Below are 22537 nucleotides of genomic sequence, written 5' to 3'. Positions count from 1 at the left end.
GCTTGCGGGCCTACTCGGTGGCGGGGCTGTTCTTCCGGCGGCTGCTGATCAGCTGGCCGCCGAGGACCACCAGAACGGCGATGACGAACATCGCCGTGCCGATGACGTTGATCTGCACGGGCGTGCCGCGCTGCGCCGACCCCCAGACGTACATCGGGAAGGTCACGGTCGAGCCCGCGTTGAAGTTGGTGATGATGAAGTCGTCGAAGGAGAGCGCGAAGGCGAGCAGCGCGCCCGCCGCGATGCCGGGAGCGGCGATCGGCAGGGTGACCCGCAGGAAGGTCTGCAGGGGCCCGGCGTAGAGGTCGCGGGCCGCCTCCTCGAGGCGCGGGTCCATGGACATGACGCGCGCCTTGACCGCGGTGACCACGAAGCTGAGGCAGAACATGATATGCGCGATCAGGATGGTCCAGAAACCCAGCTGGGCGCCCATGTTGAGGAAGAGCGTCAGCAGCGAGGCGGCCATCACGACCTCGGGCATCGCCATCGGCAGGAAGATCAGCGAGTTGATCGCGCCGCGGGCCCGGAAGCGGTAACGGACCAGCGCGAAGGCGATCATCGTGCCGAGCACGGTGGAGCCGAGCGTCGCCCAGACGGCGATCTGCAGCGAGAGATTCAGCGAGCCGCAGAGGCCCGCCACCCCGCAGGGGTCCTGCCAGGCGTCCAGCGAGAACTTCTGCCAGGTGAGGTTGAAGCGGCCGCGAGGCTTGTTGAAGGAGAACAGCATCACGACGACATTGGGCAGGATCAGATAGGCGAGTGTGATCAGTCCCGCGATGGTGACGAGATGGCGCCGCAGCCGGCGCCCGAGGTGCCTCAGCATCAGACCAGGTCCTCCGTGCCGGCTCGGCGGATGTAGACGGTGACCATGATCAGTACGACCGCCATCAGGATGAAGGACAGCGCGGCCGCCGTCGGGTAGTCGAGGACGCGCAGGAACTGTGACTGGATGACGCTGCCGACCATCTTGGTGTCGGTCGAGCCGAGCAGTTCGGCGTTGACGTAGTCGCCCGCCGCCGGGATGAAGGTGAGCAGGGTGCCGGAGACGACCCCCGGCATGGACAGCGGGAAGGTCACCTTGCGGAAGGTGGTGGCCGGGGTGGCGTAGAGGTCGCCCGCCGCTTCGTGCAGCCGTCCGTCGATCCGTTCGAGCGAGGTGTAGAGCGGCAGGATCATGAACGGCAGGAAGTTGTAGGTGAGTCCGCAGACCACCGCCATCGGGGTGGCCAGCACCCGGCTGCCCTCGGTCCAGCCGAGCCAGTTGGTGACGTCCAGGATGTGCAGCGTGTTGAGCGCGCCGACCACAGGGCCGCCGTCGGCCAGGATCGTCTTCCAGGCGAGGGTGCGGATCAGGAAGCTGGTGAAGAACGGCGCGATCACCAGAATCAGCACCAGATTGCGCCAGCGGCCTGCCTTGAAGGCGATGAGGTAGGAGAGCGGATAGCCGAGCAGCAGGCAGAGCACCGTCGCGGTGCCCGCGTAGAGCAGGGAGCGGATGAACTGCGGGTAGTACTCCCGCAGCGCGTCCCAGTAGGTCTGGAAGTGCCAGGTGACCTGGAAGCCGTCCTCCAGGGAGCCGGTCTGTACGGACGTGGACGCCTGGTAGATCATCGGCAGCGCGAAGAAGACCAGCAGCCAGATGATGCCGGGGATCAGCAGCCAGTACGGCACGAGCCGCTTGCGGACCGGACGCCTGCGGGTTTCCGGGGCGACCGCCTCGGGGACGGGGGCCGGCGGGGTTTCGGTGAGGCTCACGCCGCCTCCCCGACGCCGGTGTCGCCCATCTTGCCCGCGTCGACGGCCTGGTCCGCGTCGAGGCCGAAGGAGTGCTCCGGGTTCCAGTGCAGGATGACATCGGCGCCGGGCACCAGGCGGGTGTCCCGTTCGACGTTCTGTACGTAGACCTCGAGTGCGGGGCAGACCGGGCTGTCGATGAGGTACTGGGTGGAGACACCGATGAAGCTGGAGTCGGCTATCCGTCCGGTGATCCGGTTGCGCCCCTCCGGAATCTCCGCGGCGTCGTCCGTGTGCACCAGGGAGATCTTCTCCGGGCGCACCCCGACGAGCAGCCTGCCGCCGCCCGCGGTGGCGGCCGGGCACCGGCCCGCCGGCAGCCGAAGTCTGGCGCCGGAAGCCAGCACGGTGATCTCGGAAGCGGCCTCGACGACCTCGGCCTCGATGAGGTTGGAGGTGCCGAGGAAGTTCGCGACGAAGGTGGTCCGCGGATTCTCGTACAGCTCAGCGGGTGCGCCCAGTTGCTCGACACGGCCGCCGTTCATCACCGCGACCGTGTCGGCCATCGTCATGGCCTCCTCCTGGTCATGGGTGACATGGACGAAGGTGATGCCGACCTCTGTCTGGATGCGCTTGAGTTCGAGCTGCATCTGGCGGCGCAGCTTCAGGTCGAGGGCGCCGAGCGGCTCGTCGAGGAGCAGCACCTGCGGGTGGTTGATGAGAGCGCGGGCGACGGCGACGCGCTGCTGCTGTCCACCGGAGAGCTGATGCGGCTTGCGGTGGGCGAATTCACCGAGCTGGACGAGGTCGAGCATGTCGCCGACCTGCTTGCGTACCGACTTGATGCCCCGCCTGCGCAGCCCGAAGGCGATGTTCTCGGTGACGTCGAGGTGCGGGAAGAGCGCGTACGACTGGAAGACGGTGTTGACCGGGCGCCTGTACGGCGGCAGATCGGTGACGTCCTGGTCGCCGAGCGCGACGGTTCCGGTGGTCGGGTCCTCCAGACCGGCGATCATCCGCAGGGTGGTGGTCTTGCCACAGCCCGACGCACCGAGGAGGGCGAAGAAGGTGCCGCGCGGGACGGTCAGGTCCAGCGGGTGGACGGCGGTGAAGGAGCCATAGGTCTTGCTGATCCCGGTGAGACGGACGTCGCCGCCTTCGTTCGTCTGCGTCTTGGGTGCGGTCGTCATGGGTGCGGTCCCAGGTTCGATGAGGAGAAGTGGGCGGCGGCGGTCAGGCGCCGATGAGCTTGGCGAACTTCGCTTCGTACGCCGTTTCTTCCTTGCTGGACAGCGCGCGGAAGGCGTGCGACTTCGCCGCCATCTCCTGGTCCGGGAGGATCAGAGTGTTCGCCGCGAGCTTCGGGTCGATCTTCGTCAGTTCGGCGCGGACGCCGTCGACGGGGCAGACGTAGTTGATGTACGCGGCGAGTTTCGCGGCGACCGGCGGCTCGTAGTAGTAGTCCATCAGCCGTTCCGCGTTGGCCTGGTGGCGGGCCTTGGCCGGGACCATCATGTTGTCGGTGGAGGTCATGTAGCCGCTGGCCGGAATCGCGTACTGGACGTCCGGATTGTCGCCCTGCAGCTGGGTGATGTCGCCGCCCCAGGCGACGCAGGCCGCGATGTCGCCCTTGGCCAGGTCGCTGATGTAGTCGTTGCCGGTGAAGCGCCGTATCTGCTTCTTGTCGACGCCCTTCTGCAGCCGGCCGATCGCGGCGTCGTAGTCGGCCTCGGTGACCTTCTCCGGGTCCTTGCCCATGTCGAGCAGGGTCATGCCGACGGAGTCCCGCATCTCGGAGAGGAAACCGACGCGTCCCTTGAGCTTCGGGTCGTCCAGCAACTGGGTGACCGAGTCGACCTTGCGTCCTCCGGTGGCCTTGGTGTTGTAGGCGATGACCGTGGGGATACCGGCCCAGGGGTAGGAGTAGGCACGGCCCGGGTCCCAGTCGGGGCTGCGGAACTGTCCGGACAGGTTGGCGTACGCGTGGGGCAACCGGCTGGCGTCCAGCTTCTCCACCCAGCCGAAACGGATCAGCCGGGCAGCCAGCCAGTCGGTGAGGATGATGAGGTCGCGCCCGGTGTCCTGACCGGCGGCGAGCTGCGGTTTGATCTTCCCGAAGAACTCGTCGTTGTCGTTGATGTCCTCGGTGTACTTGACCTTGATTCCGGTGCGCCCGGTGAAGGCGTCCAGCGTGGGATGGTGCTTCTCGTCGTCGCTGACGTCCATGTACTCGGTCCAGTTGGAGAAGTTGACCTCCTTCTCCTCGGCCGAGTGGTCGTCGGATGCCTGGGCCCCGCCCGCGCGTTTCGCGGCCGGGATGCCGCAGGCGCTCAGCGTGCTGAGGCCGCCCACCGCGAGCGCGCCCGCACCGGTGGCGCGCAGCAGCGAACGGCGGGTGAGGGCGCCCCTGCCGTTGGTCAGGCTGCGGCGCATGGCGGCCAGTTGGGCCGCGGAGAGACGGTCTGGCTCGTACTGCTCCATGGGCTCGGTGCCCTTTCTCTGTCGGTGTCCGACGTCCTGATCGGTCCCGACGCCGTTATCGGTCCCCGAAGATCGCGCGGTGCCAGTCCTTGCGGGCTACCGCGGTGTTGTCGTACATCACATGCTTGACCTGTGTGTACTCCTCGAACGAGTACGAGGACATGTCCTTGCCGAAGCCGCTGGCCTTGTATCCGCCGTGCGGCATCTCGCTGATGATCGGAATGTGGTCGTTGATCCAGACGCAGCCCGCCTTGATGTCCCGGGTCGCCCGGTTCGCCCGGAAGACATCACGGGTCCAGGCCGATGAAGCCAGCCCGTAGGGGGTGTCGTTGGCGAGGGCGATGCCCTCGTCGTCGGAGTCGAAGGGCAGCACGACGAGCACCGGGCCGAAAATCTCGGACTGGACGATCTCGCTGCTCTGGGGCGCGTCGGCGATCAGGGTGGGGAGATAGTACGCGCCGTCGCCGGCCGGCGCCTTGCCGCCGGTGACCACCCGCGCGGAGGCACGCGCGCGGTCGACGACGGCGGCGACCCGGTCGCGCTGGGCGTGGCTGATGAGCGGGCCGAGGTCGGTCGACGCGTCGAAGGGATCGCCGAGCCTGACGGTGTTCATCAGGTCGGCGACGCCCCGGACGAACGCGTCGTACAGCGGCCGCTGGACGTAGGCGCGGGTGGCCGCCGTGCAGTCCTGGCCGGTGTTGATCAGCGAACCCGCGACGGCGCCGTGCACCGCGGCGTCCAGGTCGGCGTCGTCGAAGACCACGAAGGGCGCTTTGCCGCCCAGCTCCAGGTGCAGGCGCTTGACGGTGGCCGTGGCGATCTCGGCGACCCGCCGGCCGACCGTCGTGGACCCGGTGAACGACGTCATGACCACATCCGGATGGCCGACCAGGTGTTCGCCCGCCACCTTCCCGACGCCGTTGACGATGTTGATCACACCGTCCGGGATGCCCGCCTCGGTCGCGGCCTGCGCGAACATCAGTGAGGTGAGCGGGGTGATCTCGGCGGGTTTGAGCACGATGGTGTTGCCTGCCGCGACGGCCGGAAGGACTTTCCAGGCGGCCATCTGGAGCGGGTAGTTCCAGGGCGCGATGGATCCGACGACGCCGATCGGCTCACGGCGTACGTACGAGGTGTGGTCGCTGCTGTACTCGCCTGCCGACTGGCCCTGGAGGTGACGCGCCGCCCCCGCGAAGAAGGAGGCGTTGTCCACGGTGCCGGGAACGTCGAACTCCCGGCTGAGCTTGATCGGTTTGCCGCACTGGAGCGACTCGGCATACGCGAACTCCTCGGCCCGGTCGGCCAGTACGCCCGCGAAGCGGTGCAGCGCGTCGGAGCGCTCGCCCGGGGTGGCGGCGGCCCAGCCGGGGAAGGCGGCGCTCGCCGCCGCCACCGCGGCATCGACATCGGCGGCCCCGGCGAGCCGGTAACTGAAGACCGTCCCGCCGGTCGCGGGGTCAACGACGTCCTGGACGTCCCCCGAGGTACCGGGCCGCAACCGCCCGCCGATGTACTGCGCACCGGCCGCGAACCGGTCGTGCACCTGGAAGCCGTTCACCGTCACGCTCCGTCCACCCTCACACAGTCCGTAGCCCAAGCTCGAATTGAGTGCCGATCCTGGCAGAGCAATGACTTAGCAACAAGTGATTCCGTTGTTTCCTTTTGGTTACGCGACGGAATCGGTCGACCATCTGTCGTCTCGACAGGCAAATCCACGACGGATTGTCCGTGGCGGCTGCCGGACTCCCGTGTTTCTGAGCTTCTGGGGGCACGCGCCCCGGCGGGACGGCAGGATCGGGGCGAGTTGCCTCAGCAAGTGGTGGGAGTCGCCCTGCACGGTCGACGGCGTGCGGTACGCGACAGCGGAGCACTGGATGATGGCCGGCAAGGCCCTGCTCTTCGGCGACAGCGAAGCGGAGCGCTTGGCCGTTGGCGCGGCGAACCCGGCGCCGGCCGAGAGAGCCGGACGGCTGGTGCGCGACTTTCTGCCGGCCACCGGGGACCGAGTGCCGGTCGAGGCCGGCCCGCTGGACCGGGTCCCGGGCATCGGGCCGGCCGCGGACGACGAGCGGGGCCCAGCCCGCGGACGACGAGCGGGCCCAGCAGCCGGACCGCTGGCGCGGTCTCAATCTGCTGGGGTTCGCCCTCATGGACGCCAGGGCACGGCTGCGGGGTGCTACCGGCCCGTCCCGATGACCAGCACGCTGGAATACGTGTCGTCGCCGTAGTCGTACGGGTCGGAGTTGTTGTTGTCGTCGTGCTGGAGGGCCCAGATGATGAAGCCGAGGACAACCGCGCTGACGACGATCCCGATGGAACCGAGGATGATCCCGGCGAGCGCCATACCGCCGTTGTTCGCCTCGCCGCGCCGAGCGCGCTTCCGGCCGAGGATGCCGAAGATCAGGGCGAGGGAACCGACGATGATGCCCAGCCCCCAGGCGCAGAAGATGACCACACCGACGATGCCGAGCACCAGCGCGGCCACGCCGAAGCCGTTCGCCGGCCCCTGCTGCATGGTGTTCCAGCCACCCTGCGGGCCGTAGCCCGGATAACCGGGGTAGCCGGGGTAACCAGGCGGCTGCCCGCCCGCCACGGCACCCGGGTACGACGGGTAGCCATAGGCGCCGGGCGGATTCTGGCCCGGACCGTTCGGTGCGATCGGCGGCGGCGGTATGAACCCCGGCGGTGCGGGCGGAGCGCCCGGATATCCGGGCGCCGGCTGCCCCGGGACCGGCTGTCCGTGTACCGGCTGTCCGGGCACCGCGTCCGCCGGCGCCCCCTGGTTCCCCGCGCCCGAGACCGTCGGCTGGTCGTGCGCCGGGGTGGCCGGCGATGACTGCGACTTCTCCAACGGCACCTTGTGCTCCGGCGGAGCCCATGGGTCCTTCGGCCCCTGATCCCCTGAAGGGCGCTGTGCATTGTCTGGCATTGGGCCTCCCCCATCCTTGGCTCGTCATGCTAGAGCGTGCGGTCGCAGCCCCGCGCACCCCGCATACGATGATCGGCGAACCGACAGAGCGCACCGCACACCGGAGGACCCTGATGACCGATCTGCACCCGTTCATTGCGGGGCTACCCAAGGCCGAGCTGCACGTGCACCACGTCGGATCCGCTTCCCCCCGCATCGTCGCCGAACTCGCCGCTCGCCACCCCGACTCCGTGGTCCCCTCCGACCCGGAGGCGCTCGCCGACTACTTCACCTTCACCGACTTCGGTCACTTCATCGAGGTGTACTTGTCGGTGGTGGATCTCATCCGCACGCCGGAGGACGTCCGGTTGCTGACCTACGAGGTCGCACGCGACATGGCACGGCAGAACATCCGGTACGCGGAGCTCACCATCACCCCGTACTCCTCCGTCCGCCGGGGGATCCCCGAGCAGGCCTTCATGGAGGCGATCGAGGACGCCCGCAAGGCAGCCGAGGCGGAGCTCGGCACCATACTTCGCTGGTGCTTCGACATCCCCGGTGAGGCCGGTCTCGAATCGGCGGTCGAGACCGCCCGGCTCGCGCTGGACCTGCGCCCCGAAGGTCTGGTCTCGTTCGGCCTCGGCGGACCGGAGATCGGGGTCGGCCGACCGCAGTTCAAACCGTTCTTCGACCGGACGATCGCGGCCGGCCTGCACTCGGTGCCGCACGCCGGCGAGACGACGGGACCGCAGACCATCTGGGACGCTCTGCACCAGCTGGGCGCCGAGCGCATCGGTCACGGCACCAGCGCCGTCCAGGACCCCGAGCTGCTCGCCTACCTCGCCGAGCACCGCATCGCGCTCGAGGTCTGTCCGACCTCCAACATCGCCACCCGCGCCGTCGCCACGCTCGACCAGCACCCGATCAAGGAGATGGTGGACGCGGGCGTCCTGGTCACCGTCAACAGTGACGACCCGCCCATGTTCGGTACCGATCTCAACAACGAGTACCTGATCGCCGCGCGCCTCCTGGACCTGGACGAGCAGGGCACCGCCGCCCTCGCGAAGAACGCTGTACAGGCGTCGTTCCTGGACGAGACGGGCAAAGCGCAGCTCACCGCCGAGATCGACGCGTACACCGCGACCTGGCTGCCGAAGTAGCCGCGCCCCGTCGTGCCCGCGAAGATGACGGCATGCGCACCGTCACCGCTGTGGCCCACCGGGGCGACCCCTACCGTGTCCGCGAGAACACCCTGCCCTCCATCCGCTCGGCGCTGGAGCGGGGTGCGGACGCTGTGGAGGTCGACGTACGACTCACCGCGGACGGAGAAGCGGTACTTCTGCACGATCCGACGCTGGAGCGGCTCTGGGGTCATGCCCGTCCGCTCGTCATGGTCTCCGCCGACGAGTTGCGGAGGCTGACCGCGGAGGGCGTGCCGTCGCTCCGCGCGGTGCTGTCGGCAGTCGGCGACCACCGCGTCATGATCGACCTGCCGAACGCCTCGGATGCCGACGCCCGGAAGGTCGTCGGCGTCGTCCATGAGTGCGGCGCCGCCGACCGCGTGTATTACTGCGCCGGCGCGGACGCGATGCTCGCGGTGCGCCGGACCGATCCGGCCGCCGAGATCGCCATGACGTGGACGTCGCTCGCCCCACCGCGTCCGGTGCTCCTCGAAGCGGTGAGACCGCGTTGGCTCAACTACCGTTTCGGGCTGGTGAGTCCGGAGCTGTGCGACCGTGCTCACCGGGACGGGCTGCTGGTCTCCGCGTGGACCGCCGACACCGGACGCACCATGCGGCGGCTGATCCGGCGGGGCGTCGACTCGATCACGACCAACCGCATCGACGTGCTGGCCGATCTGCTGCGGACCGCCGCACCCCTAGGGGGGAGTCCCCAGCAACTCCCCTGACACGCACGGGGTTCGATGTCCTGGGTGGGTCCGGGTGGAGTCGCCCGGGAAGAGGATCCGGCGGGCACGGGTCATCATCAGGATGGTGCGGGTCAGGACGACAGCCATCAAGCCCCGGAGCCCCGATGAGCCCGCGTACCCGCGTCCGCACCTGCCGTACCAGCACCCCCTCCGGCACCGCACGGGCCGGCCGGGCCGGGCGGCCCGCCCGTGCCGCGGCCGTGCTGGCCGCCACCCTCGCCCTGGGGCTCACGGCCGGCACCGCCGTCCCCGCTTTCGCCGGATCGCCCACCTCTGCCCCGGCACCCCGGTGCCGGAGCACCGGGGCCCTCTGCGACGCGCTCTCCGATCTGCCGAACGGAGACACCACGGCCGCACTCGTCAGGGTGGGAGGCACGCGCGGCAGCCTGCGGGGCAGCGCCGGCGTGCATGACCTGGCGTCCGGCCGTGCGGCCGACCCCGATGCCCGGTTCCGGGCCGGTTCGGTGACCAAGGTCTTCACGGCCGCCGTCGTCCTGCAGTTGGCCTCCGAGCACCGGGTGGATCTCGACCGAAGCGTTCGGCACTATCTGCCCGACCTGATACCGGCGGCGTACCGGCACGTGACCGTGCGTCAGCTGCTGAACCACACCAGCGGGCTGCCGTCCTCGGACTTGCCGGGAGACACCGAGGAGGAGTGGTATCAGCACCGATTCGACCTGCACACCCCGCAGGAGCTGGTGGCCTCCTCGGTGGCCAGGAAACCGCTGTTCGCCCCGGGCACGCAGCAGAAGTACGACAACATCGGCTACACCGTTGCCGGGGTGCTGATCGAGCGGATCACCCACGACTCCTATGCGAACGAGGTCACCCGGCGCATTCTGCGGCCGCTGGGCCTGCGCGGCACGTCGTTCCCGGGCGCCGACCCGCGTATTCACGGCCCGCACAACCACGGCTATCAGGTTTATCAGCGCCCCGACGGTACGTCCGAACTGCGCGACGTCAGCGTATGGGGCGCTACGGACACCCCGGCGTCCGGAGACCTCATCTCCACCACCGCCGACCTGGAGCGTTTCACCCGCGCCTTGTTCCGCGGACACGTCGTACCCGAACCTCAGTTGGAGGAGATGTTCACGCTGCCTCATCTGGAGAAGGGCGAAGCGGAGTACAGCTCGGGGCTTTCCACGGTGACTCTCGGCGGACGCCGGGTATGGGCGAAAACGGGTGCACGATGGGGATACGACACAGTGCTCGCGGCCACCCGTGATCTCTCCAGAACCCTCGTCTACAGCGTGAACGGGACGGACGCGAAGGGCGAGGAAATGAACCCGACCGCCATGAAGATCGTGGTCGCCACCTTCGGCACCCCGTCGTCCGACTGAGGCCGGCCCGCCGCACCGCGGGATCCTCCGGTCCGCCTGTCCGCCCGCCTGCCCGCCGAGTGCGTGGGACACAATGACGTGGACCACTGGCGAAGGAGTGCAGCAGCAAATGCCCGACAGGATCAGGACCGACATCGCGCACAACGCCCGGGTGTGGAACTACTGGTTGGGCGGCAAGGACAACTACCCGGTGGACCGGGCCGTGGGCGACCAGGTCGCGGGCATGTTCCCGAGCATCGGGGAGGTGGCCCGCGCCGACCGGGCCTTCCTCGGCCGGGTGGTGGAACATCTGACGCGCGAGGTGGGACTGCGCCAGTTCCTGGACATCGGCACCGGCCTGCCGACGGCGGACAACACCCACCAGGTCGCCCAGCGGGTGTCACCCGAGGCGCGGGTGGTGTACGTGGACAACGACCCCAGCGTGCTGGCCCATGCCCGGGCACTGCTGACCAGCAGCCTGGAAGGGGTCACCGACTACGTCGAAGCGGATGTCCGGCACCCGGAGAAGATCCTCCGGTCGGCGCAGCCGCCGCTGGACCTGGGGCAGCCGGTGGCGGTGATACTCCTGGGCGTCCTGAATTTTGTCCTGGACACCGCCGAGGCCCGGCGATCCGTACAGGCGTTGATGGCTGCCGTGCCGTCCGGCAGTCACCTGGTGATCACCCACCCCACACTGGAACTGGGCGGCGAGGGCAACGAGGACGCCATGCGCTTCTGGAACGAGAACGCCACTCCGCCGATCACGGCCCGCAGCCGCGCGGAGTTCGCCACCTTCTTCGAAGGCCTGCAACTCCTGGATCCGGGCATCGTGTCGTGCGCCCGGTGGCGCAGCGGGAGGGTGGCGGACGGGCCGGACGTCGCCCAGTTCGGAGCGGTCGCCCGCAAACCCTGACGCCGCCCGGCCCGCGGTCATGGACGCCTTCGGGCCCGGACGACGGCGTCGCGGAGGGTGACCTCGTGGCCGTCATGGGTGGGGGCCGACCGGGTTCTGGCCTCGGTGACGGCGATGTCCCACCGCTCGGGGTCGAGGTCGGCCGCGATCTCCTCGGCGGTGAAGTGCACCGCCGAGGATGCGTGCGGGGCGGCGGTCTCGGCATCACCTGACTGGTGGCCGACGATGAGCAGCGTGCCGCCCGGCGCGACCGATGCGGCCAGCCGGCGGAACAGTGCCGCACGGTCCGCAGCCACATGCACGTAGTGGGTGGAGACCAGATCGAAGTGTTCCTCCGGGGGCACCCAACCGGTCAGATCGGCCTGTACCCAGTCGATCCGGCTCGTGATGTCGCCGCCGAGGGTTTCGGCGTGCTTCCGAGCGTGCCGCAGCGCGGCGTCGGCGATGTCCACGGCCGTGACCCGCCAGCCGTGCGAGGCGAGCCAGATGGCGTCGGCTCCCTCGCCGCAGCCCGCGTCCAGTGCGGTGCCGGGGGCCAGCTCTCCGGTCTCCGTCACCAACTGCGGATTGGGCTGCCTGCCGTCGGCCGGGGCGTGCTGGCCGCGGTAACGCTCTTCCCAGAAGGCCTTTCCGAATTCTTCGGAGGCGGCCCGGTCGGCCACCGCCTGGCGGGTCTCCTCGGCGACCAGGTCGGCGTTGATCTGGGCTGCTGCGGCAGCGCCCGCCGCGGCAGCCGTTCCGACCTGGGCGGCGGGGTCGGTGACGTTGCCCGCCACCCACACCCCGCTGGCGTCCGTACGGCCGGTCGCATCGGAGGAGACGAACTCACCGACGCCCGACGGGTGTTCCCGCGCTGTCAACCCGAGCGCGCGGAGGAAACCGGTCCGCGCCACCATCCGTGGTGCGACCGCCAGTGCCTCGCGGCTCACCACCGTGCCGTCACTCAGCCGTACGCCCACCAGACGATCGCCGGCGATCTCCAGGGACGCCACCTCACCGTGCACCACGCGGATCCCGCGTGCGGTCAACTGCTCCCTCTCCTCGCCGGTCGGCAGCGGCATGGTGTGGGAGAAGAACGTGACATCCTCGCTCCACTGGCGGAACAGCAACGCCTGGTGCACCGACATCGGACCACTGGCCAGCACCCCGATGGCCTGGTCCCGGACCTCCCAGCCGTGGCAGTAGGGGCAATGCAGCACGTCCCGGCCCCACCGCTCGCGCAGCCCCGGCACGTCCGGCAACTCGTCGACCAGTCCGGTAGCCACCAACAGGCGACGGGCCCGCACGGACCTGCCGTCGGCCAGCGTCACTTCGAACGGTTCCGTGCCCTCACGTGTCACGGCGGCGACCTCCCCGGACACCACGTGGCCGCCGTAGCCCCGGACTTCCGTCCGGCCCCGCTCCAGCAACTCGGCCGGCCGTATTCCTTCCCGGGCCAGCAGCCCGTGCACGCCCGTGGCCGGGGCGTTGCGCGGGGCTCCGGCGTCGATCACCACCACCGACCGCCGGGCCCGCGCCAGCATCAGCGCCCCGCTCAGCCCGGCGGCGCCGCCACCGAGCACCACTACGTCATAGCCGTCCATCAGCCGATCGGTCACCGTGACCACCTCCACGACGACCATGCGAGGACCGCGCCAATACCGCAAGCTTCGTTGCCGGTCTGGCAAACTGATGGTCATGAACGATGACCTGGACCAAGCGCTGAACGTGGTCGGCCCGCGGCTGCGCGCGCTGCGCCGGCAGCGCGACATCACGCTGGCCGACCTGTCCGCTACGACCGGCATCTCGGTGAGCACGCTGTCCCGGCTGGAGTCCGGCACCCGTCGGCCGAGCCTGGAACTCCTGCTCCCACTGGCCAGGGCACACGGCGTCACGCTCGACGAACTCGTCGGAGCGCCGCCGACCGGCGACCCGCGCATCCATCTGCGCCCGGTCATCCGCCACGGCATGACGATGGTGCCGCTGACCCGGCGAGCAGGCGGCATCCAGGCATACAAACTGGTGATCCCGTCCGGCAGCCGCCGTAGGGAACCCGATCCCCAGACCCATGAGGGCTATGAGTGGCTCTATGTCCTCAACGGGCGGCTGCGGATCGTCCTCGGCGAGCGGGATCTCACGCTCTCACCGGGAGAAGCGGCCGAGTTCGACACCCGTGTGCCGCACTGGTTCCGGGCCGCCGATGCCGAACCGGTCGAATTCCTCAGCCTCTTCGGCGCCCAGGGCGAGCGCGCACACGTACGCGCCCGCCCCAGGACGGAAGATCCACCCGAACGGACCGGCGGGCACTGATGCGCCGGCGCTGATTCTGGGCGGTAAGGGTCCGCCCGCTCAGCCGTCCAGGGACGTCATCACGTGCTTGATGCGGGTGTAGTCCTCGAAGCCGTACGCCGACAGGTCCTTGCCGTAGCCGGACTTCTTGAATCCGCCGTGCGGCATCTCGGCGACGAGCGGGATGTGGGTGTTGATCCAGACGCAGCCGAAGTCCAGGTTCTTGGACATCCGCATGGCCCGGGCGTGGTCCTTGGTCCACACCGACGAAGCCAGCGCGTACTCCACGCCGTTGGCATAACCGAGCGCCTGCTCCTCGTCGCGGAACGACTGCACGGTGATGACCGGGCCGAACACCTCCTGCTGGATGATCTCGTCGTCCTGGCGGAGCCCGGAGACCACGGTCGGGGCGTAGAAGTAACCCTTGTCGCCCACCCGCTCGCCGCCCGCTTCCACCTTGGCGTGCGCGGGGAGCCGGTCGATGAACCCGCTGACCTGCTTCAGCTGGTTGGCGTTGTTCAGCGGGCCGAACAGCACGTCCTCGTCGTCCGGGTGCCCGGTCTTGGTGCCGGCCGCCGCCTTCGCCAGCTCCGTCACGAACTGGTCGTGGATGGACTCGTGCACCAGCACCCGGGTGGCCGCCGTGCAGTCCTGGCCCGCGTTGAAGAAGCCCGCGACCGAGATGTCCTCCACGGCCTTCGCGATGTCGGCGTCCTCGAAGACCACGACGGGTGCCTTGCCGCCCAGTTCCAGATGAACCCGCTTGACGTCCTTCGCCGCGGACTCCGCCACCTGCATCCCGGCACGGACCGAACCGGTGATGGAAGCCATCGCGGGCACCTTGTGCTCGACCATCGCGCGACCGGTGTCCCGGTCTCCGCAGACGACGTTGAAGACGCCCTTGGGGGCGATGGCGCCGATGATCTCGGCCATCAGCACGGTGGAGGCCGGAGTGGTGTCGGACGGCTTGAGCACCACGGTGTTGCCCGCGGCCAACGCCGGGGCGAACTTCCACACGGCCATCATCATCGGGTAGTTCCAGGGCGCCACCTGCGCACAGACGCCGACCGGCTCACGGCGGACGATGGAGGTCATGCCCTCCATGTACTCCCCCGCCGAACGGCCTTCCAACAGCCGTGCGGCGCCCGCGAAGAAGCGGATCTGGTCCACCATCGGCGGGATTTCCTCGGTCCGGGTCAGCCCGATCGGCTTCCCGGTGTTCTCGCTCTCGGCGGCGATCAGATCCTCGGCCCGCTCCTCGAAGGCGTCGGCGATCTTCAGCAGGACCCGCTGACGCTCCGCGGGCGTGGCGTCGCGCCAGGCCGGGAACGCCGCGGCGGCGGCGTCCATGGCGGCGTCGACGTCCGCCTGGCCGGAGAGCGGCGACGTCGCGTACGCCTCGCCGGTCGCCGGATTGACCACGTCAATGGTCCGCCCGTCAGCGGCGTCCCGGAAGTCTCCGTCGATGTAGTTACGCAGCCGGCGCAGCTCGGTGGTCACAGCCACCCCTCCCTCTCAGATGTCCAGTGGGTGAGACTTCCACCCTAGTCGCAGAGGTGACGCTTTCGACATACCCGGCCGCTGTCAACTTCGGATTCAGTTCTCCAAGAGCCGTCAGACAACGAATTTCATCGCTTTGGGCTTGCGTGACGGGCGAGGTCTCATGCAGAGTGTGGGCGTGGCCAGTCGTAGCGCAGAACCCAGGAACGGGAACGGCACTTCTCCGATCGACGCCGTCTCCCTGGCAATCATCGAACAGCTCCAGCAGGACGGCAGGCGTCCGTACGCCGCGATCGGCAAGGCCGTCGGCCTCTCCGAGGCGGCCGTGCGCCAGCGCGTCCAGAAGCTGCAGGACCAAGGTGTCATGCAGATCGTCGCCGTCACCGACCCGCTCACCGTGGGTTTCCGGCGTCAGGCCATGGTCGGCATCACGGTCGAGGGCGATCTCGATCCGGTCGCCGATGAGCTGGCCACGATGAACGAGGTCGATTACGTGGTGATGACCGCGGGTTCCTTCGACCTCATGGTGGAGGTCGTCTGCGAGGACGACGACCATCTGCTCGAACTGATCAACAAGCGGATCCGCGCGCTCCCCGGAGTGCGCGCCACCGAGAGTTTCGTCTATCTCAAGCTGAAGAAGCAGACCTACCAGTGGGGCACCCGATAGTCATGAGCAAGGACCTCAGCCAGACCGCGTACGACCACCTGTGGATGCATTTCACCGACATGTCGTCGTACGAGAACGCGCCCGTTCCCACCATCGTGCGTGGCGAGGGCACCTACATCTACGACGACAAGGGCAAGCGCTACCTCGACGGCCTGGCGGGCCTGTTCGTGGTCAACGCCGGACACGGCCGGCACGAGCTCGCCGAGACCGCGTACAAGCAGGCCCAGGAGCTGGCCTTCTTCCCGATCTGGTCCTACGCCCACCCGAAGGCCGTGGAGCTGGCCGAGCGGCTGGCCCAGCACGCACCCGGCGACCTCAACAAGGTCTTCTTCACCACCGGCGGCGGCGAGGCGGTGGAGACCGCCTGGAAGCTGGCGAAGCAGTACCACAAGCTCACCGGCAACCACACCAAGTACAAGGTCATCTCCCGTGCGGTCGCCTACCACGGGACCCCGGCCGGGGCCCTGTCGATCACCGGCCTGCCGGGTCTCAAGGCACCCTTCGAGCCGCTGGTCCCCGGTGCGCACAAGGTCCCCAACACGAACATCTACCGGGCCCCGATCCACGGCGACGACCCGGAGGCCTTCGGCCGCTGGGCCGCCGACCAGATCGAACAGGAGATCCTCTTCGAGGGCGCCGACACCGTCGCCGCCGTCTTTCTGGAGCCGGTGCAGAACGCGGGCGGCTGCTTCCCGCCTCCGCCCGGCTACTTCCAGCGGGTGCGCGAGATCTGCGACAAGTACAACGTGCTGCTCGTCTCGGACGAGGTCATCTGTGCCTTCGGCCGCCTGGGCACGATGTTCGCCTGCGACAAGTTCGACTACATACCCGACATGATCACCTGCGCCAAGGGCATGACATCGGGCTACTCCCCGATCGGCGCCTGCATCGTCTCGGACCGGCTGGCCGAGCCGTTCTACCGGCAGGGCGGCGCCACCTTCCTGCACGGCTACACCTTCGGCGGGCACCCGGTCTCCGCCGCCGTCGGCCTGGCCAACCTGGACATCTTCGAGCGCGAGGGGCTGAACCAGCACGTCCTCGACAACGAAGGCGCCTTCCTGTCGACGCTGCAGAAGCTGCACGACCTGCCGATCGTCGGCGACGTCCGGGGCAACGGCTTCTTCTACGGGATCGAACTCGTGAAGGACAAGGCCACCAAGGAGACCTTCAACGAGGAGGAGACCGAGCGGATCCTCTACAACGCCGTCTCCAAGGGCCTCTTCGAGAACGGTCTGTACTGCAGGGCCGACGACCGCGGCGACCCGGTCGTGCAGCTCGCCCCGCCGCTGATCGCCGACCAGTCGACGTTCGACGAGATCGAGTCGATCCTGCGGGTGGTCCTCTCCGACGCCTGGGCGAAGCTCTGATCAGCTGAACACACGGCCCGGCTGCACCCGTACGAGTGGATACGGGGGCGGCCGGGCCGCGCGCTGTCCGCCACCCCGGTTCCGAGTACCTACGGTGCCCAGTGACCGATCGGCTCCGTTTCCGGGCCCCGAACGGGGCCCGGATATCAGATCTGAACCGAGGTGTTCCGCCATGGTGGCCCCGCCGGACAACGACGTGCTCTGGGCGCGTAACGCGCACTACTCCCACCGCGGCTCGCCCGCGCTCACCAATGTCTCGCTCGGGGTGGGCGAGGGAGAGATCGTCGCCGTCCTCGGACCGCGGGGCAGTGGCAAGACGACGCTGCTGCGGTGTCTGTCGGGGCAGCTCGTACCGCAGCAGGGCGAGGTGTGGTTCAACAGCAGCCCGGTGCACACCCTGCGACCGATGGCCCGCGAGCGGCTGCGGCTGGACCGTTTCAGCTGGATCGACCCGGAGCCCCGGCTGGTACCGGAACTGACCGTCTGGGAGAACGCCGCCCTGCCGCTGCTGCTGAAGGGCACATCGCACCGCGCGGCCAAACACGCCGCCGCCGAGTGGCTGGAGCGTCTCGACGTCGGGATGCTCGCCCGCAAGCGTCCGCACGCCCTGCTCCAGGCACAGCGGCAGCGGGTCGCGGTGGCGCGGGCGCTGGTCGCCATGCCGTCGGTGCTCTTCGCCGACGAACCCACCGCCGCGCTGCACCGCGCGGAGGGCGCCCAGGTGCTGCGTACGCTCACCACCGCCGCACGCACCCACCGCATCACCGTCGTCGTCGCCACCCAGGACGCCGAGGTGGCGGCGCACGCCGACCGGACGATCGGGCTGCAGGACGGTCGCCGTGTCACCGCGCTCGGGGCTTCCGACGAAGCCGACAGGGGAGGCCGCGCCGAGTGCTCGCTCTCCGTCTAGTCCGCGGCGCCGAGCCGCTGGTGCTGCTGCGGCGTCTGACGGTCGCCGCGGCATCGGCGGGAGCCGGATTCCTGCTGCTGGCCTCGCTCGGGTACGCGGCGGGACACCCGACGCGCTCGTCGGGAGCCCAACTGCATCTGCTCTGGTGCCTGGTCCCGCTGACGGCAGCGGTGTATCTGGCCGTCTCGGTGGCCCGCACGGACCCCAGCGCCCGGCCGCGCGCGGGCATGACGGCGGCCGGGCTCGGCCCCTTCGGAATCGCCGCGCTCTCGGCCGCCTCCACGGCGCTCTCCTGCACGCTGGGCAGTGTGGTCGCGCTGCTGGTCTTCCTGCATCTGCGGGGCGACCTCAGCGGGCTGCCCTTCGACGGTGCGGCCCCCCGTCTGCTGGGCGCCGGCGCCCCGCTCCCGTGGGCCGCCGTGATCACGCTGCTCGCCGTGGTCCCGCTCGCCGCGACGGCGATCAGCTCCTGGATCCTCCGCCCGCGCACCGCGGCGCCGGACGACCCCGCACGGGCTGCCGGGTCCCCGCCGGCCGCGGCGCCGACCGGACTGCCCTGGGGTGTCGCCCTGGTCGCGGTGGGCCTGGCGATCGAGACCTACAGCGGCCGGCACCCCGGCGGAACGCCGCTGCCGGTCCCCGGTCGTTTCGACGGGAGTCCGGCCGGCGTGCTGGCCGGCTGGACACTGACCGCGCTGGGGCTCGCGCTGGCGGGGCCCGGTCTGACGCACCTGTGCGGCCGCGTCCTGCAGTCGGTGCGCCCGGGCGGCGTGCGACTTCTCGCCGGACGGGTCCTGCAGACCGAGGCCCGCCGGATCGGCCGCCCACTGGGCATCCTGTGCGCGGTGCTCTCGGGAATCGTCGCCGCGGCGTCGCTCAGCGGCGACGGCCCGCGCCTGTTCGGCCCGGTGACCGCGCTCGGCGCCGGGGTGGTGGTGACCTGCACAGTGGCCTCGCTCCTCACCGCTGTCCTGGAGGCCAAGCAGGACCGAGCCGATGAGACGGCGGCGCTGCTGCGGGGGTGCGCCGCCGCGGGGGTGCTCCGGACGGCGGCCACGGTCCGCGCGGCGGCTCTGTTCGCTCTTGTCGCCGCCGTCACTTCGCTCGTCTCGGCGCTGGCTGCCGTACCCCTCTCGGGGTGAAGCGGCTACCCCCTTACGATGGCCCGATGGCCACCACCGCTGAGCATGATCGCGAGATCGAGACCCCCGACGAGTTCGACCGGGTCGTCGCCCACGGACCGCTCGGCGGCTACCGCGTCCAGGCCGTCGACCTGACGGGCCGTACGGACGCCCTGCTGTCGACGGACAGCGCGAACGCCGTCTTCCTCGGCTGCCCCATGCGCCCCGAGGCCGAGGCCAAGGTCCGTGCGGACGGGGCGCTCGTCTTTCCGCCCGTTCCCGGCCTGCCCTTCGCGCCGTACCGCGGTCTGCTCTACTCCGCCGACGAGCTCTTCGAGGGGCTTTCCGACGGCGGCTACCCGGCCACTCCGGACGCGCTGGCCTACGCCTGGTTCCAGCGGACCAGTGCCAACGGCGAGATATTCGCCTCGATGCTCCGCTCGATCCACGACGACGCGATCTCGGACGCCCTCGACGAACACCTCGACAGCGCACGGGTGGTGGGCGTGATGGGCGGCCACGCGATGGCCCGCGGTACCGCACCGTACGCCGGAGCGGCCCGCCTGGGGCGCAGCCTCGCGCGCACCGGCCTGACGGTCGCCACCGGTGGCGGTCCCGGCGCCATGGAGGCCGCCAACCTCGGCGCCTACGCGGCGCCTTTCCGGGACGGCATGCTGGACGAGGCGCTCGAGCTCCTCGGCAAGACACCGTCGTTCACCCCGTCGGTCTCCGACTGGGCACGAGCCGCCTTCGAGGTGCGCTCCCGCTGGCCTGACGGCGGTGACTCGATCGGCATTCCCACCTGGTTCTACGGCCACGAACCGCCCAACCCCTTCGCCGGCCACATCGCCAAGTACTTCGCCAACGCGACCCGCGAGGACGGTCTGCTGGCGCGCTCCACGGCGGGTGTGATCTTCCTGCCGGGCGCGGCCGGTACGGTCCAGGAGATCTTCGACAACGCGACCCCGAACTACTACGGTTCGCGCGGCGAGCCGGCCCCGATGGTCCTGGTCGACCGCAGGCACTGGACCGAGGAACTGCCGGCCTGGCCGCTGCTCGTGTCACTGGCCGAGGGGCGCGCGATGGAGTCCAGGATCGCCCTGGTCGACACGGTGGACGAGGTGCCGGAGGCGCTGGCCGCCATGTCCTTCTGACGTTGTCCTCCGAAGGCCGCGCGGCCGCGGTACCGGTCGCGCGGCCGGACGTTCAGTTCCGGTCCAGCTGGGCCCACCACCAGGCCGCCGAAGGCACCGGCGGCGGTTCGGTGCGCGGGTCGCTGGGCCGGTCGGTGAGCTCGATGCCCCAGGCGGCGCCGGCCACCGGCAGCGGGTTACGGTTGCGCGGACTCGCATAGCGAGGGGCCTCGTTCATCCACAGCACACAGCCGACGATGTAGTGACCGAGTGCTTCCAGGTAACGGCGCAGCTCGCTTCCCGCTCCCCTGGCGGTCTGTTCGCGTAACCGCAGGAACAGGGTCATCGCCCGGTCCCGCAGCCCGACCGCCTCGGCGAGCGCCTCGGCGGGGGTGCAACGCCCGGCCTGCGCCAGTACGTTCACCAGGTTCTGCTCCAGCTGCTCCTGATCGTCCTCCTTCGCGTACGAGAAGAGGTCGTTGTCGCAGCTCACCACGTAACCGGCGATGTCGGTGAGCGCCTGCACCCGGTCGTCGTACAGGTCCTGCGGCGGCAGCTCGATGTCCTGCGCGAGCATGCTCCAGGCCAGGGAGAAGCGGGTACCGTTGATCGACGGCCGCATGGAGACGTAGTCGTCCAGGCTCGGCATCAGGCCGCGTTCGGTGTTGGCCGCCTGCCAGGTGGCGCCGAACAGCCAGTCCCGCAGGCCCTCGCAGATCAGGTGGAAGAAGAACGGGCCGGCCGCCGCACGGGTGCGCCGCACCAGATCGTCGAAGGCCGCCGACAGCGGGCCCGGGCCGAGCCCGCCCGCGCCCGGGGTCTCCAGGCCCCGGGCCACCCGGGAGTTGAACTCGGCCACCGAGGCCGCCGTGGTGGTGGACGCGCCGGTGTCGTGGACCACGTCGTCCAGCGCGAACGCCCAGTGGTTCCAGTGGATGAACAGCAGCAGCCGCTCCTCGTCGCCACCGGGGATGACGCGGCAGCTGAAGTCGGTGCTGTGGGTGGCGGCGCCCCAGGCGCGTTCGACCTCGTCGGGGTAGAGGCCGAAAGCGTCGGCCCAGGCCAGCGCGCGCGGTTCCAGCCGCGCAGCGGCCGGGTGAACGGCCGGCTGGATGGGGCAGTAGAACGGTGGGAGCCGCCAGCCTATGGCGGGAGCGCGGGTGCCCAACTCAGGCCCCCCGCAGCCGGAACAGCAGAATGCGGGTCTCGATGCTGCGGTCCCGCCAGACCCGGAAGAACTTGCCGTGGGTCAGCGCGGATTCGGTCAGCCGCTCCCGTGGCACGGGGGCCGCGTCGGCACCCGCGGTCCGGTCCAGCTCCAGGGTCGACCACGCCATGCTCTGCACCCAGAACTCCGCGACCTGGTCGGTGACGTCCTCGTCCTGCTCCAGGTCGAAGCCGGCCGACCGGGCGGCCGAGATGTACTCGGTCAGGGTGCCGAGCCGGGTGTGGTAATACCCGTCGATGAACTCGGTCCACTCCGGGCGGCGCAGGAAGTGCTCCTGGACCCCGAACCAGCCGCCGGGCTTGAGCGCCCGGGCCATCACCTGGAACAACCGTTCGCGGTCCATGTATCCGGAGCTCTCGAAGGCGACCGCGGCGTCGTACCGGCGGGCCGCGGCGAGCTCGTGCACATCGCCGACCAGCGGGGTGACCAGCGCGCCGACGCCGGCCTGCCGGGCGAAATCGGCTATCAGCGGAGCATGGTCCCCGGCGATGGTCAGCGCGGTGACCGAAGCACCGTGGTGCTGAGCCCAGTGGATCGAGCCGCCGCCGAGTCCGCAGCCCACGTCCAGCAGCTCGTCGGGCCGCTCGCCCGCCACGTCCCACAGCTGGCCGGCCCGGGCCACCATGGCCTCCTGCGAGGCGACGAGCCGCCGCCGGATCACCTGCTGGGCGACTGTGGTGTTGGGGGGCTGCCCCGGGTCGAAGAGACCGACATGGAAGTGAATGCGCGGTCCGGGCCCGTACTTGTGGACGATCGCCGCCGTCTTGGCGGAGTAGTAGAGCGGAACCTGGTCCACATCGAAACCGGGTTCCTCCATCGCGGTCGCGCGTAATGCGAGTCGGTTGTCCATGACAGGCCCCCCTGCACGGTTATTCGGCCAATGGGTCACGAGAACCAGTCAAGGAGAACACAGTCAGTCACATACCGCTTCCTGTTGACCAGTTAACGACCAAAACTGTCCTAATGAGGCCGTCTTTGATCTATCTGACATGCGGCATCGTTCATCTGCTAGGGCCGTTCCATACGGAGAAAGGCCCCCGTGCGGCACCAACCGGCGA

20 protein-coding genes and 1 pseudogene are annotated in these 22537 nt (G+C 69.6%); 11 read left to right on the top strand and 10 right to left on the bottom strand.

The annotated features are described in order from the left end of the window. Positions 1 to 10 precede the first annotated feature (10 nt). From AB0436_RS20890 to AB0436_RS20870, 5 genes are read right to left on the bottom strand one after another with little or no spacing between them, the layout of a single operon-like run. Complete coding sequence (locus AB0436_RS20890; protein WP_366469383.1) at positions 11 to 823, bottom strand: ABC transporter permease; 813 nt, start codon at positions 821 to 823, stop codon at positions 11 to 13. After that, complete coding sequence (locus AB0436_RS20885) at positions 823 to 1755, bottom strand: ABC transporter permease (RefSeq protein WP_366469382.1); 933 nt, start codon at positions 1753 to 1755, stop codon at positions 823 to 825. Before AB0436_RS20885 ends, AB0436_RS20890 begins: the two co-directional genes overlap by 1 nt. Continuing rightward, positions 1752 to 2924 (bottom strand): ABC transporter ATP-binding protein, encoded by a 1173-nt coding sequence (locus AB0436_RS20880; protein WP_366469381.1) that lies wholly within the window; start codon positions 2922 to 2924, stop codon positions 1752 to 1754. Before AB0436_RS20880 ends, AB0436_RS20885 begins: the two co-directional genes overlap by 4 nt. Positions 2925 to 2967: 43 nt before the next feature. Beyond that, on the bottom strand, positions 2968 to 4215 hold the full coding sequence (locus tag AB0436_RS20875; RefSeq protein WP_366469380.1) for a spermidine/putrescine ABC transporter substrate-binding protein: 1248 nt from the start codon (positions 4213 to 4215) through the stop codon (positions 2968 to 2970). 55 nt (positions 4216 to 4270) lie between these two features. After that, entirely contained in the window at positions 4271 to 5779 is a 1509-nt protein-coding gene (locus AB0436_RS20870; protein WP_366469379.1) for a gamma-aminobutyraldehyde dehydrogenase, read from the bottom strand. A 127-nt stretch (positions 5780 to 5906) separates the two neighbouring features. Here AB0436_RS20870 and AB0436_RS20865 point away from each other — a divergent pair. Then, a pseudogene (locus AB0436_RS20865) lies at positions 5907 to 6411 on the top strand (NADAR family protein). On the opposite strand, the gene AB0436_RS20860 reads toward AB0436_RS20865, so the two are convergent. Beyond that, entirely contained in the window at positions 6392 to 7072 is a 681-nt protein-coding gene (locus tag AB0436_RS20860) for a DUF4190 domain-containing protein (RefSeq protein WP_366469378.1), read from the bottom strand. The pseudogene AB0436_RS20865 and the gene AB0436_RS20860 overlap by 20 nt on opposite strands. Positions 7073 to 7257: 185 nt before the next feature. Between AB0436_RS20860 and AB0436_RS20855 the strand changes: the two genes are divergently transcribed. From AB0436_RS20855 to AB0436_RS20840, 4 genes are all read left to right on the top strand, one after another. Then, positions 7258 to 8283: an adenosine deaminase gene (locus AB0436_RS20855; RefSeq protein ID WP_366469377.1), complete on the top strand. Its 1026-nt coding sequence runs from the start codon at positions 7258 to 7260 to the stop codon at positions 8281 to 8283. 32 nt (positions 8284 to 8315) lie between these two features. Further along, positions 8316 to 9032, top strand: a complete 717-nt coding sequence (locus tag AB0436_RS20850; RefSeq protein WP_366469376.1) for a glycerophosphodiester phosphodiesterase — start codon at positions 8316 to 8318, stop codon at positions 9030 to 9032. 125 nt (positions 9033 to 9157) lie between these two features. After that, positions 9158 to 10393, top strand: coding sequence for a serine hydrolase domain-containing protein (locus AB0436_RS20845; protein ID WP_366469375.1), 1236 nt, complete (start codon positions 9158 to 9160; stop codon positions 10391 to 10393). Between the two features lie 109 nt (positions 10394 to 10502). Then, a complete protein-coding gene (locus AB0436_RS20840; RefSeq protein WP_366469374.1) occupies positions 10503 to 11285 on the top strand; it encodes an SAM-dependent methyltransferase in 783 nt (260 codons plus the stop codon). A 17-nt stretch (positions 11286 to 11302) separates the two neighbouring features. On the opposite strand, the gene AB0436_RS20835 is transcribed toward AB0436_RS20840, so the two are convergent. Further along, complete coding sequence (locus AB0436_RS20835; protein WP_366469373.1) at positions 11303 to 12883, bottom strand: bifunctional NAD(P)/FAD-dependent oxidoreductase/class I SAM-dependent methyltransferase; 1581 nt, start codon at positions 12881 to 12883, stop codon at positions 11303 to 11305. Positions 12884 to 12956: 73 nt separating this feature from the next. Between AB0436_RS20835 and AB0436_RS20830 the strand changes: the two genes are divergently transcribed. Further along, the gene (locus tag AB0436_RS20830; protein WP_366469372.1) at positions 12957 to 13574 is read left to right on the top strand and encodes an XRE family transcriptional regulator; all 618 of its coding nucleotides are present in this window, start codon (positions 12957 to 12959) and stop codon (positions 13572 to 13574) included. Positions 13575 to 13613: 39 nt separating this feature from the next. On the opposite strand, the gene AB0436_RS20825 is transcribed toward AB0436_RS20830, so the two are convergent. Beyond that, positions 13614 to 15053 (bottom strand): gamma-aminobutyraldehyde dehydrogenase, encoded by a 1440-nt coding sequence (locus AB0436_RS20825; protein WP_366469371.1) that lies wholly within the window; start codon positions 15051 to 15053, stop codon positions 13614 to 13616. 178 nt (positions 15054 to 15231) lie between these two features. Between AB0436_RS20825 and AB0436_RS20820 the strand changes: the two genes are divergently transcribed. The 5 genes from AB0436_RS20820 to AB0436_RS20800 all read left to right on the top strand — a co-directional run bounded on the left by AB0436_RS20820 (position 15232) and on the right by AB0436_RS20800 (position 20272). Further along, positions 15232 to 15720: an Lrp/AsnC family transcriptional regulator gene (locus AB0436_RS20820; RefSeq protein ID WP_366469370.1), complete on the top strand. Its 489-nt coding sequence runs from the start codon at positions 15232 to 15234 to the stop codon at positions 15718 to 15720. Positions 15721 to 15722: 2 nt separating this feature from the next. Next, entirely contained in the window at positions 15723 to 17087 is a 1365-nt protein-coding gene (locus AB0436_RS20815; RefSeq protein ID WP_366469369.1) for an aspartate aminotransferase family protein, read from the top strand. A gap of 172 nt (positions 17088 to 17259) precedes the next feature. Beyond that, positions 17260 to 17997 carry an ATP-binding cassette domain-containing protein gene (locus tag AB0436_RS20810; protein WP_366469368.1) on the top strand — a complete coding sequence of 246 codons (738 nt, stop codon included), beginning with the start codon at positions 17260 to 17262 and terminating at the stop codon, positions 17995 to 17997. Further along, positions 17979 to 19139, top strand: a complete 1161-nt coding sequence (locus AB0436_RS20805; protein WP_366469367.1) for a hypothetical protein — start codon at positions 17979 to 17981, stop codon at positions 19137 to 19139. Before AB0436_RS20810 ends, AB0436_RS20805 begins: the two co-directional genes overlap by 19 nt. 26 nt (positions 19140 to 19165) lie before the next feature. Continuing rightward, positions 19166 to 20272, top strand: coding sequence for an LOG family protein (locus AB0436_RS20800; protein WP_366469366.1), 1107 nt, complete (start codon positions 19166 to 19168; stop codon positions 20270 to 20272). Positions 20273 to 20324: 52 nt separating this feature from the next. On the opposite strand, the gene AB0436_RS20795 is transcribed toward AB0436_RS20800, so the two are convergent. Continuing rightward, on the bottom strand, positions 20325 to 21419 hold the full coding sequence (locus AB0436_RS20795) for a hypothetical protein (protein WP_366469365.1): 1095 nt from the start codon (positions 21417 to 21419) through the stop codon (positions 20325 to 20327). A 1-nt stretch (position 21420) separates the two neighbouring features. Beyond that, positions 21421 to 22329, bottom strand: a complete 909-nt coding sequence (locus AB0436_RS20790) for a methyltransferase domain-containing protein (RefSeq protein WP_366469364.1) — start codon at positions 22327 to 22329, stop codon at positions 21421 to 21423. Between the last annotated feature and the right edge of the window lie 208 nt (positions 22330 to 22537).

Origin of the sequence: Streptomyces sp. NPDC051322 (assembly GCF_040689485.1) — a bacterium.
GTDB lineage: Bacteria > Actinomycetota > Actinomycetes > Streptomycetales > Streptomycetaceae > Streptomyces.
The sequence above is the reverse complement of the archived record's forward strand: the minus strand, read 5'-3'. Positions and strand labels throughout refer to the sequence as shown.